Genomic DNA, 19,976 nt, shown 5'->3' on the forward strand with positions numbered 1-19,976 from the left:
TGGTTATCAACTTGTTAGGGCGAAAAAAGCCCAAAAATATGGTTGCTCAACTAGAAGACTTTGCCGACAAATTCCTAACATTGATTCAGTTCATGAATCAAGAACTGGTTTTATAAGAAAGCCCTGCTTACTCCAAAACCTGCCAACCTGTGTCAAAGCGGGTAGCCGGCACTTCAACTTTACCGATTTAATCTCCCACCAATACAGCCAAATTTTTAATTAAAAATAGGGCCTGGTTAAGCAGTTGTTAGTTTCTGTTTACGATGGATAGGGCTTAAGCTGTCTAAGGCCTTCTGTAGCAAACGGGCGAATTCCTTGTCATTAGGCGGCAACAACATCATTTCATGATCCCCCGGAACATCATGTACGCGAACCCCTTTTAACGCGTATTTTTTCCAGCCCAGGAATTTACTATCGTCAACAAAGTATAGTCGAGTTTTTGCTTTGAAGAGATCAACAACTCCATCATAAGGCTTCATCGTATAATTCTGATAGGCTATTTCGTGCTTATCGATGATCCGACTCAGCAGATCAAGCTCTTTTTCTGGTTCAGGCTCATTTCGTAGGCCGATCGCTTTTAACAACGAATTGGCATGACGCTCAACATATTGTTGCTGGTAACGAATAGTTGCTATAGGCTGACTTAAGAGCGACTTCGTAAACCAAACCATTTTCGGGAACTGACGCAGTATTTTCCGGCTCAGCCAATTCATCAACGAATAATTTGCCTCCCATTCCTGTGCGTTCGTATCAAGCATGGCAAGCATTCTTACTTCCTTGCCCATTGCTTTCAGCTGGCGAGCCATTTCAAGGGCTACATAGCCACCAAACGAGTAGCCAGCAATAGCATAAGGCCCGTCGGGATTTTGCTCGAGTATCTCCGAATTATAAAACGAAGCAATTCCTTCCATACTATCCAGTGGCTCATCGATACCGTCCAAGCCCCGTGCCTGCAACCCATAGATCGGCTGTTCAGGGTCCATATTAGTCAGGAAGCTACTGAAATTCAGTACATTTAATCCAATTCCATGAATAATATAAATCGGAATTTTATTGCCTTGTGGCTTGATCGGCACTAATGATTTCCATTTCATGGCTGGCTTTTTTTCCTGAAGTAGTTGCGCAAGCTTATGAATAGTCGGATAGGTCATGAGCGTCGATAAGGGTAATCGTCGGCCCATTTCCTTTTCAATCCGCGTCATAACCTGTACGGCAATCATTGAATGGCCTCCCAACTCAAAAAAGTCGTCGTGAATGCCTATCGTATTAAGTCCCAGTGCGTCGGCCCAGATATCGGTAATTAACTTTTCTGTTTCCGTGACTGGCTTTGCGACTCCTTTCTCTGCCGATCGTAACGCATTAATTGGTTTGGGCAGGGCATTCCGATCAATTTTACCGTTCGGCGTAACAGGTAATTCGGGCAGATTGATGAAATCTGACGGAACCATATAGTCGGGTAAACCCTCCTGTAGCTTTGCCCGCCATTTTAAAACAACCTTCGTAAAGGTGTCATCGCTCATGGGCGAGCCTGTAACAATATAAGCGGCCAGACGCTGATCGCCCGGTCGATCTTCACGGGCAATTACCAGAGCCTCTTTAATGCCGTCAATCGCTAGTAATGCCTGTTCTACTTCACCTGGTTCAACCCTGTAGCCCCGGATTTTGATCTGTTGGTCACTGCGGCCCAGGCAGTGGATCTCCCCATCTGCCATAAATTTGCCAAGATCACCCGTACGATACATCATCCCGGATTTTGATCCGGCAAATGGGTTTCTAACAAATTTCTCCTTTGTTAGCTCAGGCCGGTTAAGATAACCACGTGCTACACCGTCGCCTGCAATGTAAATTTCCCCAACAATTCCTTCGGGTAATGGGCTCAGCTGATCATCAAGTATGTATACCTGCGTGTTCAGGATTGGCCGGCCAATAGTAATAATTTCGTCGGTGGCCAGGATCTGTTTACCTGTTGAATAAATTGTCGTCTCGGTTGGGCCATACATGTTCCAGAGCGTATCGCACCGAGCTATAAGTTTTTGAGCCAGGTCTTTCGACATGGGTTCACCGCAACACAGGATTTTAAGCGACAACTGCTCCTCCCAACCTGCTGCCAGCATCATTTTCCAGGTTACAGGCGTCGCCTGCATGATGGTTATTGGCAAAGCGGGCTGAGCGGTATCCGTTTGGATTGGGGCTTTAAGAACGTCTAATAAGGCCCGACCATCTTTGGCGGTTTCTGCATCAGCCAGCACAAGGGTAGCTCCGACAAGTAAAGGCAGGTATAGTTCCAGTCCTGCAATGTCGAATGACACAGTCGTAACGCCCAGAAGAACGTCTCTGTTCGTTATTCCCGGCCAGGCAATCATGCTATACAGCAGATTGACCAGATTCCGATGCTCGATCAATACGCCTTTAGGTCGACCCGTCGAACCGGATGTATACAGTATATAAGCCAGATCAGCGCCCAAAACAATTGTATTGGGCTCGTTTTTAGGCTGCGCAATCGACTCTGCTACTAATGACTCAATAAGGATTTCCCGAGCCTGATGCTCAAGCCGTCCTGCATATTTTTTAGACGTGATGAGTAATTGAGCCGAAGAATCACTCAGCATAAACGCAATGCGATCCTGCGGATAGGTTGGGTCAATGGGTACGTAGGCGGCCCCGGCTTTAAGAATGGCCAGCAACGTAATAATTAGTTCTGGCGAACGATCCAGTAACACACCCACAACGTAACCTACTTTTATATCGTAACTCTGAATGGAACGAGCAACCTGATTGGCTGTTTCGTTCAATTGCCGATAGCTCACCGAGCGCCCGTTCGAAACGAGCGCAATTTTTGTGGGATATTGAGCTACCGTCTTCGCCAATAGTTCGTGTAAAGGCGTATTCCGTGGGTAATCGGCAACGGTATTGTTCCAGCGGGCCAACTTCCGAAGTAGCTCTCCCCGATCGGCTAATGGAATCTCATCAATAGGCACCAACGGATTAGCGATTACCGTTTCCAGAAGGCTGACATACTCGGCAATTATCCGGTCAATGGTATTTTCCTGGAATAACTGTGTATTATATGAACATTCTATGGTTAACGAAGTCGCTGACGAGCCGCTAATATTGACCGATAGATCAACCGTCTCAAATTGCCTGACGTTATTGATAAGCTGGTGTTCAAGACCATAAAAGTCGACACCATTATCCAATCCAATATCTACATTAAAGATTACCGGCACCAACGGCACTCGTGATGGATCACGGGCAATCGGTAGTTTTTTTAGCAGACTACCAAATGTTAATTGCTGATGCTCATAAGCGTCGAGAACGGCATCTTTCCGCTGCTGTAAAAACTCCTGAAAGCGTTGGTCGGGCCGTACCGAACTCCGTAGAGGCAGAAGATTTACACAATGCCCAACCAGCCGAAGATTGCCGGTAGCCGATTGACCGGCAGCGGGTAAACCCAGCACAATATCGGTCTGACCTGTCAGGCGATGCAACAATACTTCGAACGTAGCCATCAGGGTTGATACAAAGCTGCTTCCAGCTTTTATACCCATTTGTTTTACGGCCAATACCAATGCATCATCCAACGGATAGTCGCGACGAGTGCTTTTGTAGGTCCGTAAGGCTGGCCTTGGGAAGTCAGTGGGTAGCTCTAAGACGGGAACTGTCTCACGAAATTGATCAACCCAGAACTTTTCAATCTGCTTATATTGCTCACTCTTACTGAACAAAACCTGCTCAACCGCATATTGACTATACGGAGTAGGCTCTGGTAAATTAGGCACCAAATTATTGGCATAGGCCGAATAGAGTGCGCTCAGGTCCTGTAGCATGATGCCCATTGACCAACCATCGCAAACAATATGATGTGCCGTTAAAACCAACTGATGCTCCGTATCCGATACGTTAATCAGACCAGCCTTAATCAGCGGACCGTTTAACAGATCAAATACATGCAGGGCGTCCTGTTCTACATAATTTGCTATAATCTGGCTCTTTTCAGATTCAGGTAGCGTCGAACAGTCGATATAATCGGGTTTGATTAGCGACACCTGAAAGACACAAATCTGCCTTCCATCAGCACTAAATGCTGAGCGTAAGGCTTCATGCCGATGCACAAGGGCCAGTAAAGCCCGCTCTAGTGCTGATCGGTTTAAGGTTCCGTTGAGTTTAAGCGAAACTGATTCATTATATGCCCTACTGGCATCGTCACCACCCAATTGGCAGGATGTCCATACTTCCTCCTGTGATTCCGTTACAGGTGCTAATCGCAAAAGTTCAGGACCGACAAATGGATCAAAGTCAACTTCAACGAACGTTATATCGGTGTGAGTAGCACTTTTTACCATTCAAATCTCATTTAACTTGACTTGTAGATATTTACCTGGACGCTCCGGATTCGGTATAAACCAGGCCGGATTTCCGAGCTGATCGCGACCTAGCCGGGCTCCCTGAACCGGTGGTAAATCGCCAGCAAGTGCCACCCCGGCCATCTGCACTCTAGTCGCTAATGTCGGGGTAGCGTCTAAAAAACCAGCGTCAATTAATTCATTTATACTTCTGGAGAATCGATCAATTATGGTATTTATTTCTTCATCTGTATGCGCTTCAGACAGAAAGCAGGGGAAGCCATCCCAGATATGAATGCCTTTTTCGCGCATTAGCGTGAACAGCAGTTCTCCATAAGGAATCTCTTCCTTAAATTTTATTTTCCAGAGTGAGCCAAACTGCGCCACGACGAGTGGAATCTGCTGACGATCGATGATTACATTCAACGCATCGGCAAGGCGCCTGGTTTTCTGGGTAAGTTCCTGTTGTAATGAAGGCCCCTTCTCTTTCATGTAGTGCAGAGACGCTTTAGCCGCTGCCAATGCCATGGGATGCCGAACGAATGTACCGGCAAAATAGGTGACCCCAACTTCGGGAACTGAGCTATCGCCGTATTGCCAGAAACCACCATCAAGCGCGTCCATAAAGGCGCGTTTACCCGCGATAACTCCAATTGGTAAGCCAGCTCCGACTACTTTACCATAGGAAGCCAGATCTGCTTTAATACCAAACAAAGCCTGTGCTCCACCGGGGTGTGTTCTAAAACCAGTAATCACTTCATCGAAGATCAATGCGGTGCCCGATGCAGCCGTAATCGCCCGAACCTGCTTCAGAAATTCGATTGGTACAAACTCCGGACGACGGCTTTGCACGGGTTCGACCAATACAGCCGCCAGTTCGTGAGCTCGTTCACGAATGATTTTCAGGCTCTCTTCGGTGCCATAGTCCAGAATGAGCATATTCTGAACCGACTCTGGCATAATACCGGGAGCAGCCGGAAATGATTTTAATTTTTTAGTGCCCCGAACCAATACTTCATCGGCAATGCCGTGATAGGAGCCCGAAAAAGCCACAATCAACGACCGGCCGGTTACAGTACGGGCAATTCGCATGGTGCCCAATACAGCCTCTGAGCCCGTATTGCATAAAGCAGCCCGATCTGTGCCCGTCAATTCACAGATCAACTGGCTTACTTCACCCGCGAGTTCGTGTTGCGGACCTACTTCATAGCCGTTTTCGATCTGGTCATGCAATGCCTGCTTGATCAGATCGGGCTGATAGCCAAACATGTTCGAGCCAAATCCATTCAGGGCATCAATGTATTCATTCCCATCAATGTCCCACAAATGGCTTCCTTTCGAACGGTTAACAACCAGTGGATAGACAATTTCCTTCGTCAGTGGCCGAAACCCGGATACAACTCGTGGGTCGGCCATATGCGAACGGTGTTGCTGGGCATAGGCCTTACTATTCTTTGTTTTCTGATTATAGCGACGAGTCAGCCTTTCTAAAAAGAATTGTTGCTCATTCGTTAATTCCGAAGCCTGGCGCTCAATTCGAGCCGTTGCTCCGAACGGTTTTTTAAGCTCTATTTTCTCTTCAGGTGTCAGATCAGCGGTATCGATCGTAGCCACTTTTAACGACGTCGTTTCTGCTTTAGGCATAGGAATTGCCTCCGCAGATCTATTCGTATTGGTTGTTACGACGGCCTGAACTACCGGAGCCGATGGGATTACTACTTCAGGATTTGTTCCCTGTAAAAGCGCAACCTGTTTGGCAAGTAATTGTAGCTGTTGGGCTATCAGACCCAGCGCCGAGTCATTAGCCGCAACAGGCACTCCACCATAACTTGCTACGGGCGCTACGTACGTTTGCTCTGGTTGAACCGAACTGGCTATTGGCTGAGGGGCTGGAACGGGCGCATCAGAAATCGGTAGCGTACGATCCAGGTAATTCGCCAGTAGTTCCGGAGTGGCATATTCACTCGTTAGTTGCCGAAACGTTACAGGTACGTTAAACTCTTTCTTCAAAGTCAGCGCAACCTGTGTCAGCAGCAACGAGTCAAGACCTATTTCCAGAAAACTCATGTCGGGCGTTACTCCTTCCATGTCGATGCCGGATGCATCTTCTAATAGTGTGTTGATCTTATTGATCAAGGTGTCTTTTCTCATTGCAGGTTGCGCTATGGGTGTGGATGATGTAGCTATGTCAGGAGTTGTATTCGTTTGTATGCTTGCTACTGATAAACGGACAGGATCGACCCAGCAACGCTTTCTGTCGAAAGCATACGTTGGTAAATTTAATCTTTTTCTGCTTTGATCAGCATAAAATCCGGCCCAATCCGGCTCTAAACCATTCAGATAGAGTTGGCCAAGTGTCGTCAGAACAGACTGGTAAGCAACCAGCTCATCAGCATTATTAACGAGACCAGCCAATACGGTTATGGGCTTATTATTAGTCTGTTGTCGGGCAAGTGTTGCTGTAACATGACCGGGGCCAACCTCCAGCAAAAGGGGATTTTCTAACTCTACAATGGTGGTAATTGCATCAGCAAAGCGAACCGTAGCCCGCAAATGGTTGGCCCAATAAGACGTATCAGTGGCTTGCGCGTCACTTAGCCATGAGCCTGTTACTGTTGATACCAGTGGTTTCTGTGGCCGATTTAAGGCAACTTTTTTTACTAGTTCTTCAAAGGCTCCAATCACGGGGTCCATCATTGACGAATGGAATGCATGACTGGTTTCGAGAGGCTGGTTAAGAATCTCCTGTTCGTCGAGCAAGCGGGCGAAATCAGCAATATGTTCATCCGGGCCAGCGACTACGCACAATTTATGGCTGTTTATCGCTGCCACCGACAGGCTCGATGGCAGCATAGCCTGTAACGTTTCGGCAGGCATACGTACCGAAAGCATGCTGCCTCTGGGCTGTTCGCTTACCAGTTGGCCACGGGTAGCAATTAACATCAGGGCATCGGCAAGCGTAAAAACTCCCGCCAGATGAGCAGCCACAAATTCGCCGATGCTATGCCCACAGAATATGGATGGTTCAATACCCCAGCTCATCCACAATTTTGCCAGCGCATATTCGGTAACAAACAACGCGGGCTGTGTATAACGTGTGTTTTTCAGTCGTTGCTCAGCATCTACATCCAGAGCCTGTGGATAAATGACCTGGCGAATGTCGACTTCCATGTGGGCTTTCAGGAGGTCGGCACAGTCATCAACTGCTTGCCGATACACAGTCTCATGGTCGTAAAGCATACGGCCCATGTTCAGAAACTGTGCTCCCTGGCCAGGAAACATAAAGACAACTTCGCCTGGAGCTTCTTTAACCGTTTTTATTGTTGATGGTGTAACGGTAGTCGCCGTAAGCTTTTCGAGTAGCTCAGTGCTCGTTGCAGCGACGGCAAAGCGACGGTGCTTAAAATCAGGCCGGGTCGTCTGTAGCGTAAATGCAGTATCAGGGAGACTCAACGGTGCTTTCTGACGAAGTTTTTCAGCCAGCCGATCAGCATATGTCTCACGACTTATCAGCGACTTGGCTGACCAGGTAATCAGCTGAAGGGGTCGTCCGGCTGTCGTCTGTGGTTCTTCCTGTATAAATTCTTCTAAAACGACATGTACATTAGTCCCACCTACACCGAATGAGCTTACACCAGCCCGTCGCGGATTCATCTCCCGAACACCCGTTGGCTTCCATTCTGTGAGTTTTGTATTGACAAAAAATGGTGTTTCTGCAAAATTAATGGCAGTGTTAGCCGTCGAGAAATGGAGCGAAGCCGGAATTTGCCGGTGGTATAAAGCCAGGGTTGTTTTGATAAGCCCTGCAACACCAGCAGCTGCCGTCAAATGACCCATATTACTCTTAACCGAGCCGATTGCGCAGTACTGTTTTTCGATTTGTTCCCCAAACCCTATCGTCAGGCCCTCAATTTCAATTGGATCACCAAGTGGGGTAGCTGTTCCATGCGCTTCCACATAGCTAATGGTCGTCGGCTCTATCTGGGCGTCCTGAATAGCCATGGCAATAGCAGCAGCCTGTCCTTCAGCATTCGGGGCAGTAAAGCTGCCTTTCCCAGCCCCATCGTTATTTACACCGACCCCTTTTATGACACCATAGATCGTGTCGCCATCGCGCCGGGCAGCATCCAGATTTTTTAATAAAACGACACCTGCACCATCACTGAAGACGGTTCCTTCGCCCTGTGCATCGAATGATCGGCAATGGCCATCCTTACTGAGCATGGCTCCCTCCTGATAAAGGTGGCCACTATTGATTGGTGCTGTTATGGTTGCACCTCCTGCCAGAGCGACATCGCACTGCCCGATACGAATGCTTTGAACAGCCTGCGTTATGGCCAGTAGGGATGTAGAACAGGCTGAATAAACACTTACCGCAGGCCCTTTCAGATTTAGCTGGTAAGCAGTACGGGAAGCTATATAATCTTTTTCATTCAGTGTCATTACCTGAAAGCGACCAACCTGATCAACCAATTCGGTATTGGTCAGTACATTGTTCAGGTAATAGGTGTTATTGCCGCAGCCTGCAAATACGCCAACGCGCCCGCTATATTGCTGGGGCAGATACCCCGTTTGTTCCAGCGCTTCCCAGGCTATTTCCAGAAATACGCGCTGTTGCGGGTCCATCAGTTGCGCAACCGTGGGGGCTAATCCAAAAAACTGGGCGTCAAACTGATCGGCATTGTCAATGACACCTCTCGCTTTGACATAAAGTGAATCATTTTTGAGCCTGGCCGGTATGTTTACGTCTAATTCTTCATCCGTAAAGAAGCGGGTGGTTTCGCGGCCCTGCTTCAATAAGTCCCAGAACTCATCAATAGTCGTTGCACCCGGAAAACGGCCAGTCATCCCGATGATGGCCACATCTGCCTGATGCGTAGACGGTATTCCTTTCTGGGGCAGAGGTTTCGTGACTTCGCTCCCGGCCTGTACCAGTGCCTGAGGTTGTAAATAACGAGTGATCCCGGCAATAGTTGGATATTGATATAGCTTCGTTACAGGTAAGGTCTGTTGCTCCTGTTTTAAAGCGGCAACTATTTTCTGGGCTAAAAGCGAATTACCGCCTAACTCAAAGAAATTATCATCCAGACCAACTTTGTCTAGCTGTAGTAGCGTGGCCCATACGTTCGCAATGGTTTGCTCAAGCTGGGTTTTAGGCTTCCGATAGGTTACTGCCAGTTCCGGGCGTTTCTGCTCGGGAGCCGGTAGCTTTTTCTTGTCGACCTTTCCGCTACTGGTTTTTGGGAAATCGTCCATCCAGACAAAAGCCGACGGCATCATGTAGTCGGGCAAACGCTGTTCAAGTTCCTTCCGAATGCCTACGTTTTCCTTCGTCTCGCCAGAAGAAACAAGATAAGCGATTAGCTGCTTCTGACCGCCTATTCCTTCCCGGGCAACGACAACGGCCTGCTTAATACCTTGTAGTTGATTGATAATAACTTCCAGTTCACCCAGCTCAACCCGATGTCCCCGAATCTTTACCTGGTCATCACGGCGTCCCAGAAATTCAATTGTACCATCAGGCAGATAACGTGCCAGATCGCCGGTTCGATAAATTCGGGTTATGCCTTGCTCAGGCATTGCCAGTTCGATAAACTTCTCGTTCGTTAACGCTTCCTGATGCAGGTATCCTTCTGCCAGGCAATCGCCAGCAATCAGAAGTTCTCCCGATTCACCGTCAGGTAGCAGAGCCAGATTTTCATCGGCAATGAACAGACTAACGTTGTCGATGGCTTTGCCAATAGATGGCAATAAAGGCCATTCTGCGGGATTGCCATCCAGTTTTAGCTGGCTTACGACATGACACTCGGTTGGGCCATATTGGTTAAACAGAACGCAGTTGGGCAGGGCAGTAAAGAACGAGGTTAGCTGAGGTGTAATCTTCAACTGTTCGCCCGCTGTCATAATTTCACGCAGTGCGCTCGGAAACCGCTGTGTACTAACTGCTGCTTCGGCCAGATACTGAAGTGCTACGAAGGGCAAAAAGAGCCGGTTCACCGATTGTTCGTCGATAAAGGCCAACAGGGCCGTCAAATCCAGACGAAGTTCTTCATCAATCAGGATGAGTGTTCCACCTGTACTGAGCGTAGCAAAAATCTCCTGAAATGAAACGTCAAAGCTAAGGGGCGCCAACTGCAACGTTCTTGTACCGACTGCTGCCTCCGAATTAGTAGCCTGCCATTGCAACAGGTTCATCAGCGGCCCGTGCCCCATGCTGACGCCTTTGGGCTTACCGGTTGAGCCTGATGTATAGAGCACATAAGCGGTGCTAGTTTGCAGACTTGCCGATTGCGGTATTATACCAGAGGCTTTACCCGCCGAAATTACCTGAAGACCTATGCCCTCAAATACAGGTGCATCGTGAGCTGTGGCCAGGCAGGTTTTAATGCCTGAATCAACGCTGATTTGTTGCAAACGTTGGGCAGGATACGTTGGGTCGAGCGGAAGGTAGGCTTTACCCGCCTTCAACACAGCTAGTACACCAATAACCATGTCCAGGCTTCGGGTACTGCTTACACCGATTAACGTTGCCTCAGGATCAATACTCAGAATAGTCTGGCATACGGTTTCTGCCTGTTCGTTTAACTGGCGGTAAGTCAGTTTATCTCCGCCAAAAATTAAAGCGATGGTATCAGGATGCGTACTGGCAGTTTTTTCGACTAGTTGATGAACAAACTGCGAGATGACAAGACCCTTGTTTTCCATATGAGTACTACGAATGAATTGAGGAATTAGCGACTACCTAATTCCGATAAAACCTACTTGTCGGTAGTTTCTCTGTATCTACCTTCACTAATCGGTATTAATTTGACTCAATAGCTTTCTAGGGCATGTTGCGCTGAGACAGCACCGAACGCTCCGCTCCAACAGGTACCTGTCTAACATCTGCCCGGCCGGGAACATCGATGTAATTCCCTTCAACACGATTCAAAATGAGGAGAATAGGCTGGTTGGTTACCCGTACATATAGACTCAATAATTGCTTCTCGGCGCGTGCCCAGGCACTATTGGCATCAACTACCAATAACGATAGAACGCTGTTTTTGAGTAGATAGACTGGTATCTGATTCGTCAGAAGCGGTGGTAATTCAAGCACAATCCGATCGAACTGAGACGCATCAAATCCATGATTATAGTCAATCAGGTAATCTACGCCCGTAACGTTCATAAAATCTGGGCGAACCGTATACGGAAAGAGTGTAATTCCACCAATCAATTCTTTTTGCTCTTTTCCGGTTACGCGTGGATAACAGTATGCCACCTTCTGATCGGCTTCGGCATATAGTTGATTCAATCCATTTGCCACCCAGGTTTTGCCCTGTTTCGACCCGATGCTGAAAAGGGTAACAAGGGGTGGGAACGGTTTAGAGGTAGCCTGCGAAATTTCAATATTAACTGCATTGAAAAGCTGCTCGAACATATTCCGGCTAGCCAGCGTCGCTTTTGAAAAAACGTTCGGTTTGGAAACGGTCGGAAACAAGGCCGAAACCGGCATGCCAACCTGTTGTTCAGCCTGCTCTGGCGAATGAATCCGATTATCAAGCCAGAAGCGTAGGGCCATCAGCAGCAAGGCGATAAAAATGCCGGCGCCAGCGCCAATAGCAATCATCTGCGTCCGTTTCGATACCTGGGGGGTCAATGGGTAGTCGGGCGCGTCCATGATCTCCAGCGTACCGCCAATGGCAATATCCTGACGACGGGTCTGAGATTGTTCTACCTGTTGTAATAAGTCGAGGTATTCTTTTTCGGCAACGCTCAGACCGCGTTCCAGCTGCCGGAGTTGAGATCCTAATGGCGTGTATTCATTCGTTTTAACCTGGTACTCACTGATCCGTTTTTTATACAATTCCAGACGGGCAACAGATTCGTCATACTCCAGTGATTTGGCTAATCGATCAGTAGCCATTGCCTGTGCCGGAACGCCATCGGATGTGTTGGTGGCAGCATCGTATTTTTGAGCGCTGATTTTCAGATCCTCCGATGCTTTCGCAATGCCTTCCTGTAACTTGGTAATGACATGTTTGGGTTGGCCATAGGCTCGCGCATTAGCCAGCTTATTTTCAGCCTCAGTTAGTTTTTTCTGTTTTTCGTTCAGATCAGCCTGGGCGGCATTTAATGTTCCCTGCTGAGTTGTTCGGCGATTGAGTGCATCGAGTGACGCTTTTGCGGCATCTTTCCGCATCAATTCCTCATTATACGCCTTAATAAGTTCTTCGCGGGAGGTGGCTACGTTGCGGGCTTCTTCGTCATAATTTAACACCTTATTATTGGTGTTGAAAGCCCGTAAATTTGCTTCAGCCTGATCGAGTGCCTGCTTCGCTTTCTTCAGTTTATCTTCGTAATAATTAACTACCGAGTTCGTTTCAGATGTTTTCAGATTAGAATACCGGTAATTCAACGCTTTGATGGCGTAAACGAGGGTTTTTTGCGCTACCGCCGGATCGCTGGATTCAAACTCCATCGTCAGCACGTCGTTTGTATTTTTACGGGCCGACGCTTTCAGCTTTTCGCCTAACAACTGAATTGAATAATGAGACCCCGGTTTGATCAGCAACGCTTTTATGGGGTTATCATACGGGCTTTTTGCCAGACTGTCGATGAGCTTGTGTAAGTCGGTTGAATCACTATTGACAAACAGAGCGTTCTGCCAGGTAGGTGGAATTGACTGCCGAAGCTGTTGAAAACCAGCCGCCGACAAGACTAAACTATCTGGTTGCTGAAGCCGTAAATGATCGGTCAGCAAGTCTATTCCTATCTGGAGCAAGGTTTCCTTCGAGCTCAGTGTCGTTAGAATGTTGTCAATTGCACTAGCCGACCGGTCAACGACACCGCCCTGTTTATCAGACAGTAAGGAATAGCGAGAAACCAGGCCTGTATATAAAGTTGCCTGGGATTTATAAACTTTAGGCTCATTCCGTGTAACATAAAAAGCTGTTCCAGCTGTTACACAGGGAATAAGAATGAACCAGAGTATATGCTGTTTCAGAAGCCGCAGAAATACTTCGACTGTCATAGTATTCTATCAGTTACGCTTCAACCGTTGAATGGGCAGGCCCATCATCGTTTCGAAGATGTGAACATTTTTCAGAAATTCTCCTTTAACCTGCTCAGTTGTCGCTTTCGTTTCAATATAGCGGCTGGTGGCACTAGCTAAATACTCAGCGGTTATTTTCCCTTTCTGCACCTCAAGTTCTGCAACTCGAAAAGCGGCCAGTGAAGCCTGTTCTTCAATAAGTCGAAATTTTAATATTTGCTGCGACGTGATCATATCCTGATACAAGACGATCAGCTCCCGCTTTATTTGCTGTTCAATTGTTTCTTTTTGTATTACAGCAGCCCGATAATTCGAATAAGCCTGCCGAATCTGGTGTTTGCGCCCAAACAGGTCATAGAGCGATACGCGCAGATCGACTCCAACCCGATATCCATTAGCAATTTGACCTATTGGATCACGGTTGGTCACTGTTCCTCCCGATGAAAGAATCGACTGGTTGCCACCTGAGTAATTGGCAGAACCACCAAGATTTTGGAGAATCTGCGATTTAGTACCCTGATAGGATGCATCCAGCGAATTAGCAACCTCATTTTGATATTTAATCAGCGGTGAATTGGTGATCGCTATTTTTACCAGCTCATCGAATGGAATTAGTTGAACGGCAATATCCTGATCGATGTCAAGATATACCGTATCATTAGCCAAACCAGATGATTGGCCAAACATCATTAACCTTCTACCAGTAGCTTTTTGACCATAGCAAATTGACGATACAAATAGGCTAAATAATAAAATCAGGCTTGTCTGATAATATCTAGTTATTGACAGTCTGGAAAAATAAACCTTCATTCTAAAAAAAGTTTGCATATAGCAATTGTCTGAACCCCTCAGCCTCCGAAAACGAAAAGCAACTGTTTACTAACTAGCCGATCATCTATCGTTAAGGTTCAGATTTGCCACTTTATCTGTCCATCTAGTAGACTCTCTTAAACTTTTGACGAGTTTTTGCACGCTGTGTCACATACTTAGCTTAGACTATTTTAGTATTATACCGTGAAGTTGTCATTGAGTTAATTTTCAGGAGATGAACTGGCTATGTACAAAAAGCCTGAGGATGAAGGTCATAGAAAAATACAAATTAGTTATCTATGACTCTCATCCTCAGAAAATTAATGCCCTTTATATAGCTACCAATACTACATACTTTGTACGTTTAATAAATATAGGGCTTATGCATTCACGGTATAAGCTACCCTATAGTAAATAATCAGGGGACTCGTGCTGGATCTGCGGGCTTTTCCGGCGAACTGGTATGGGGCGTGTGCATAAAGCTTTTAAAGGCTTTCCGGATGTTAAAAATAGCACGGGCAAAACGTAACATCAATACCGGAACAAGCATTATTTCCCGCATAGTAACCCGTTTCCATAAATAGCCGGGAACAGCAATAATCAGACTTGTAATCAGAATCAGTAACGATAAGAGTGGCATACGCCATAAAATAGGGTCAGAACCCAACAAACCCAGAAGTGTACAAAGCCCAAGTACACCCAGCAAAATCACCCTGGGCAAAACAAGTGCCTGAATAACTTTGAATGCACTCGACATTCGTCCATTCACAAATTCCGTTACTCCCCGTCTGAAATAAAACTTCAGGAATTGCCACTGGGCAGCAATCCAGCGAGTACGTTGATTTTCGAATACCGCCTGCTGAGCTACCTTTTCATCATAAACAAAGGCATCTTCCAGATAGCCGATCTTATTGCCACTCAATACGATGTTCATTTCCAGCTCTTTATCATAGCCTCCCATCGTATGCAAGTTAGCCATACCGGTTTTCATCAAAACCGGATCAAAAGCCATTCCCGAGCCAATAATTGACGAAGCCAGCCCCAGCGCGCGGCTTCCCTTCCGAAATATATGGTTATTAATCTCTTCGCTAATCGCATCCAGTACGGCCACGCTTGTATCTGTATTTTTAGCGACCCGATGACCCTGTACTGCTTTCCAGCCTTGCCCAAAAGCGGCATTTATACGGCTTAAAAAATCGGGTGCCATGTGGTTATCGGCGTCCGACACGACTAAAATGTCATACTGATGATCTGGAATTTGCGCAAGTGCCGTGTTAATAGCCTTAGCTACTGTGGAAACCTCAAAAGAAACCACAATTACCCGGATGGGTAACGTTGACAATAATTCTAATGTATGCGGCTGGAAGGAATCAGCAATGACAATCAATTCAAAGCGGTCGGCAGGATAGTCCTGTTTCAAATTGGCCCGTACCGAATCAACAATAACAGCATCTTCCTTATAAGCCGGGATTAATACACCTATCTTTTTATGGTCCTGTTGCTGACCAGTTTGGTACTTATCATCGGCCCGGCCAAGACGACCGGCAATCGCAAATACCGCCAGATAGACTACGCTAAGTGCCAGGTAACCTAAAAAAAAGAGGTATATAAAGTAGACTATAGCCATGATTAATAAATTTCATCAATTACAAGCTTTTTTTAGACCATTAAAGCTTTCAGCGTAATTATAATCAATATACAATCAAATTTTACCCATTAATAGTCCCCAACCAGCAATATTAGTAACAAGAATAAGTCTTTTTAAACAATAATTTAAATCTAAATCACCTAAAGTTGTACCAGATTCTTAGGTCTGGTACAACTTTAGGCAGGCCCTGATTTACTCCAGCCCAAAGGCTGATAGCTTTACAAATTCACTGACGCGCTCCTGAATTTCGGACTGAGCCAGGTTCATGATTCGCTCAGCACCGAATTTCTCAACACAGAACGAAGCCATAGCTGAACCATAAATAATGGCCCGTTTCATATTATCGAAGGAGATGTCGTCCGTTTTTGCCAGATAGCCAATAAAACCACCAGCAAACGTATCGCCCGCTCCCGTTGGGTCAAACACTTCTTCGAGCGGGAGCGCGGGAGCAAAAAATATTCGGTCTTCATTAAAAAGTAAAGCACCATGTTCTCCCTTCTTAATAATAACCGTTTTTGGCCCTAGCGTATGAATTTTAGCCGCTGCTTTCACCAGAGAATATTCACGGGTTAGTTGTCGGGCTTCTTCATCATTAACAACCAGTACGTCGACAAGCTTTAACAGACTCATCAGGTCAGGATTAGCGATCTCAATCCAGAGGTTCATGGTATCGAGTACGATTAGCTTGGGCCGCTTTTCTAACCGTTCGATGACCATCTGCTGAATAGCGGGTGCTGTGTTACCCAACATCAGGTATTGGCAATCCTGATACGATTCAGGAATGATAGGATCAAAATTTTCCATCACGTTCAACTGCACTTCCACGGTATCGCGGCTGTTCATGTCGTTATGGTATTTGCCCGACCAGAAGAAGGTCTTCTCCCCTACTCTGATTTCTAACCCCTCCGTATTGACGCCATGCTGATTGAGATCGTCAATCATGGACTGTGGGAAATCGTCGCCGACAACGGCGACCAGGTTATTCTCTTTCGTAAAATACGACGCTGATAGCGTAATGTAGGTGGCGGCACCGCCGATAATCTTGTCGGTCTTGCCAAATGGGGTTTCCAGCGCATCAAACGCCACGGAACCAACTGTAAGTAAGCTCATTTTCTTCTGGTTTACGGTCCACAGTTTACAGTATTTGCTGGCGGATAGGTTGTATCCAGCCAACAGACCACTATAAACTGAAAACCTATTTTCTTCGTCCAATCACCGGACAGCGTTTAAATGGTTTGGATTCGTCAAAGAGTTTTCGATAAGTAATATGCGTTTTGACGATTTTGGAACCCAACTGGCTTACAAATCGCGCCATAATTGGGTTAAAGTCGCCAACCCAGTTCATTTCTAACTCCGTGTACTGAAAGTTAGGGTTATGATCGGCTTCATAAGGCATCCGTAACGCAATAGCTGCTTCAACACCTTTACCCTGATGTTCTGGAGCCACCCCAAATACTACGCCAAATGCTTTACGGTTGGTTTTTAAAAGCATATGCCATATAAACTTCAGTTTACCAACCAGATCAAGCTTTCCATTGACGTGCTTGAATATCTGATTAAGTTCAGGCAGGCAGACGAAAAAGGCAACGGGCTCATCCCGATAATAGGCAAAATAGATGATTTTATCGTCAATAACCGGCTTCAGTTTCTGCATGAGCAATTGGGCCTGCTCAGCCGACATTTCCTTTACGCCACTATGACCGCCCCAGGCAGCATTATAAATATGCCGAAACTGCTCGGCAGCCGCCGGCAAATGTTTCTTGTCGATGGTCCGGAAGGTATAATCAGGGTTGTCGTAAACACGCTGAGCACGGTCTTTTACGGCCTGCGACATATCGACCAGTTTCGCCCAGGTTGTTGGAATGCCGAACGTAAACTGTTTGAAATAGTCCTTGAAACCATAATTCTCGAAGAAAGAAATATAATAGGGCTTGGTGTAGGGCATGCAATAGTTTGGCTCCCGCTCGAAGCCATCGACCAGCAAACCCCACCAGCGGTCGCGATCACCAAAATTGATGGGACCATCCATAGCCTCCATTCCCCGACTCTGAAGCCACGTTTGCCCGGCCTTAAAAAGTGCCAGTGCGGCTTGCTGATCCTCGATACATTCGAAAAAACCTACCCCCCCTGTCGGTTGGTCATTGTCGAGATTGGCTAGTTCATAGTCAATGAAAGCTGCCACTCGCCCAATGGTTTCGTTTGCATCATTGAGCAACAAAAAGCGCACGCACTCGCCATGCTCAAACCGCTTGTTACGGGCTGGGTCGAACACTTCTTCCACGTCCGTATCCAATGGCCGAATCCAGCATGGATCGTTGCGATAAAGCCGCACGGGAAATTCAATAAATTCTTTCTGATATTTGGCATTCGCGCCAACCTCAACTACCTGCATTACTGAGCCTAAGCGGAGAAATTCTCGAAACAAAGCGCGAATATAGACAAAAGCAGTCGGGCGGCCTTAGGTAGGCTAACGTTTTCCGATGAACAATCCGTAACTTCGCCGTCAGGAACAGGAACATTTCTGCCATGCTGATAAAGGAAAAACGGAACATAACTACCTACTGTTGTAGCTAACCGGCTTACCCTCCTAGCCATGCCAACCCGGCAAACCAAGTCCTTTGTCAGTATACTTAGAAATAGTAAATCAACCGATGCAACCATTACATATTTACAATACACTTTCTCGTAAAAAAGAACTGTTTGAACCGCTCAATGCCCCGTATGTTGGCATGTATGTGTGCGGTCCGACAGTTTATAATTACGTTCATCTCGGCAACGTCCGTACGTTTCTGACCTTCGATACGCTATACCGTTACCTGACATTCATTGGTTATAAAGTTCGCTATGTCCGCAACCTGACCGATGTGGGCCACCTGGTTGGTGATGGCGACGATGGTGAGGACAAAATCGGTCGTATGGCTAAGTTGGAAAAAGTTGAACCAATGGAAATCGTTCAGCGGTTCACTAACGATTTCCATACGGTGATGGGGCAGTTTAACACCATTCCTCCCAGTATCGAACCCACTGCTACGGGCCATATGGTCGAGCAGATTGAAGCCGTGCAAACCTTGCTGGACAAAGGGCTGGCCTATGAATCAAACGGCTCGGTTTATTTCGATATCGAAACGTATAATCAGCGGGGAGGTAATTATGGCAAACTCTCCGGCCGAATTCTGGATGACCTCCTGAATGAAACCCGTGAGTTGGACGGTCAGTCCGAAAAACGGAGCCTGCTTGATTTTGCCATCTGGAAACGGGCGGCCCCCGAGCACCTGATGCGCTGGAATTCGCCCTGGGGTGCAGGTTTTCCCGGATGGCATCTGGAATGTACCTGCATGAGCACGAAGTATCTGGGCAAGCAGTTTGACATTCACGGGGGTGGTATGGACCTGAAATTCCCGCACCATGAATGCGAAATTGCGCAGGGCGATGGCCTAACCGGTCTTGAGCCTGTACGCTACTGGATGCACTCAAATATGCTGACCGTTAATGGCCAGAAAATGTCGAAGTCGCTGGGCAACTCTTTCCTGCCTGCCGAATTGTTCGCAGGCAGTCATTACCTGCTGGAACAGGCGTATAGCCCCATGACGGTACGTTTCTTCATGCTTCAGTCGCATTATCGCAGCACACTCGACTTTTCGAACGAAGCGCTGAAAGCGGCACAGAAAGGCTATCGTCGATTGGCCAATGGCTTACGGGTTGTAAAAACCTTAACCTACCAACCCGACGAAACCATTGTGCCGAGCGAAGACAAGCAGCAGGATATTCGGCAGGCTGCACAGCAGTTTTTTGACGCGATGAACGACGACCTCAATACGGCCGTCGGTATTGCGCAGTTGTTCACCCTGCTGAAGTACATCAACATGATTTATCTGAACCAACTTCAATCGGCAACCTTAGGCGAAGAGGTCTTTAATCTGCTTAAAGAGTCGTTTGTGTCGTTTATGCAGGATGTACTTGGTCTACTCGAAGAAGGAACTGATAATCAGCCTGTATTGGAAGGTCTGTTGACGCTTTATCGTGAGTATAAAGAACAAAAGCAGTACGATAAAGTAGATCAGATTCGTTCGTATTTTAAAGCGCAGGGCCTGGCAATCAAAGACATGAAACACCAGATCGACTGGGCCTACGAAGAATAACG

Annotated in this window: 8 protein-coding genes; 1 reads left to right on the top strand and 7 read right to left on the bottom strand. The window is 46.9% G+C overall.

The genetic code is table 11. From position 1 onward, the window contains the following. Positions 1-236 precede the first annotated feature (236 nt). The 7 genes from GJR95_RS30025 to GJR95_RS30055 form a co-directional block, all read right to left on the bottom strand. On the bottom strand, positions 237-4,343 hold the full coding sequence (locus GJR95_RS30025; protein ID WP_162389370.1) for a non-ribosomal peptide synthetase: 4,107 nt from the start codon (positions 4,341-4,343) through the stop codon (positions 237-239). Next, positions 4,344-11,048: a polyketide synthase gene (locus GJR95_RS30030; protein ID WP_162389371.1), complete on the bottom strand. Its 6,705-nt coding sequence runs from the start codon at positions 11,046-11,048 to the stop codon at positions 4,344-4,346. A 118-nt stretch (positions 11,049-11,166) separates the two neighbouring features. Beyond that, positions 11,167-13,356, bottom strand: coding sequence for a GumC family protein (locus GJR95_RS30035; protein ID WP_162389372.1), 2,190 nt, complete (start codon positions 13,354-13,356; stop codon positions 11,167-11,169). Positions 13,357-13,365: 9 nt separating this feature from the next. After that, the gene (locus tag GJR95_RS30040) at positions 13,366-14,043 is read right to left on the bottom strand and encodes a TolC family protein (protein WP_232540901.1); all 678 of its coding nucleotides are present in this window, start codon (positions 14,041-14,043) and stop codon (positions 13,366-13,368) included. A gap of 562 nt (positions 14,044-14,605) precedes the next feature. Next, positions 14,606-15,814, bottom strand: a complete 1,209-nt coding sequence (locus GJR95_RS30045) for a glycosyltransferase (protein ID WP_174260244.1) — start codon at positions 15,812-15,814, stop codon at positions 14,606-14,608. Between the two features lie 213 nt (positions 15,815-16,027). After that, a complete protein-coding gene (locus GJR95_RS30050) occupies positions 16,028-16,945 on the bottom strand; it encodes a PfkB family carbohydrate kinase (protein WP_162389374.1) in 918 nt (305 codons plus the stop codon). 85 nt (positions 16,946-17,030) lie between these two features. Continuing rightward, on the bottom strand, positions 17,031-18,227 hold the full coding sequence (locus GJR95_RS30055; RefSeq protein WP_162389375.1) for a hypothetical protein: 1,197 nt from the start codon (positions 18,225-18,227) through the stop codon (positions 17,031-17,033). A 259-nt stretch (positions 18,228-18,486) separates the two neighbouring features. On the opposite strand from GJR95_RS30055, the gene cysS reads away from it, so the two are divergent. Further along, on the top strand, positions 18,487-19,974 hold the full coding sequence (gene cysS / locus GJR95_RS30060) for a cysteine--tRNA ligase (RefSeq protein ID WP_162389376.1): 1,488 nt from the start codon (positions 18,487-18,489) through the stop codon (positions 19,972-19,974). Positions 19,975-19,976 lie beyond the last annotated feature (2 nt).

Origin of the sequence: Spirosoma endbachense, from assembly GCF_010233585.1 — a bacterium.
Classification (GTDB): Bacteria; Bacteroidota; Bacteroidia; order Cytophagales; family Spirosomataceae; genus Spirosoma; species Spirosoma endbachense.

Coding starts and splice junctions, on each gene's coding strand:
- GJR95_RS30025 (WP_162389370.1), bottom strand. CDS start 4,343: ATGGTAAAAAGTGCTACTCACACCGATATAACGTTCGTTGAAGTTGAC.
- GJR95_RS30030 (WP_162389371.1), bottom strand. CDS start 11,048: ATGGAAAACAAGGGTCTTGTCATCTCGCAGTTTGTTCATCAACTAGTC.
- GJR95_RS30035 (WP_162389372.1), bottom strand. CDS start 13,356: ATGACAGTCGAAGTATTTCTGCGGCTTCTGAAACAGCATATACTCTGG.
- GJR95_RS30045 (WP_174260244.1), bottom strand. CDS start 15,814: ATGGCTATAGTCTACTTTATATACCTCTTTTTTTTAGGTTACCTGGCA.
- GJR95_RS30050 (WP_162389374.1), bottom strand. CDS start 16,945: ATGAGCTTACTTACAGTTGGTTCCGTGGCGTTTGATGCGCTGGAAACC.
- GJR95_RS30055 (WP_162389375.1), bottom strand. CDS start 18,227: ATGCAGGTAGTTGAGGTTGGCGCGAATGCCAAATATCAGAAAGAATTT.
- cysS (WP_162389376.1), top strand. CDS start 18,487: ATGCAACCATTACATATTTACAATACACTTTCTCGTAAAAAAGAACTG.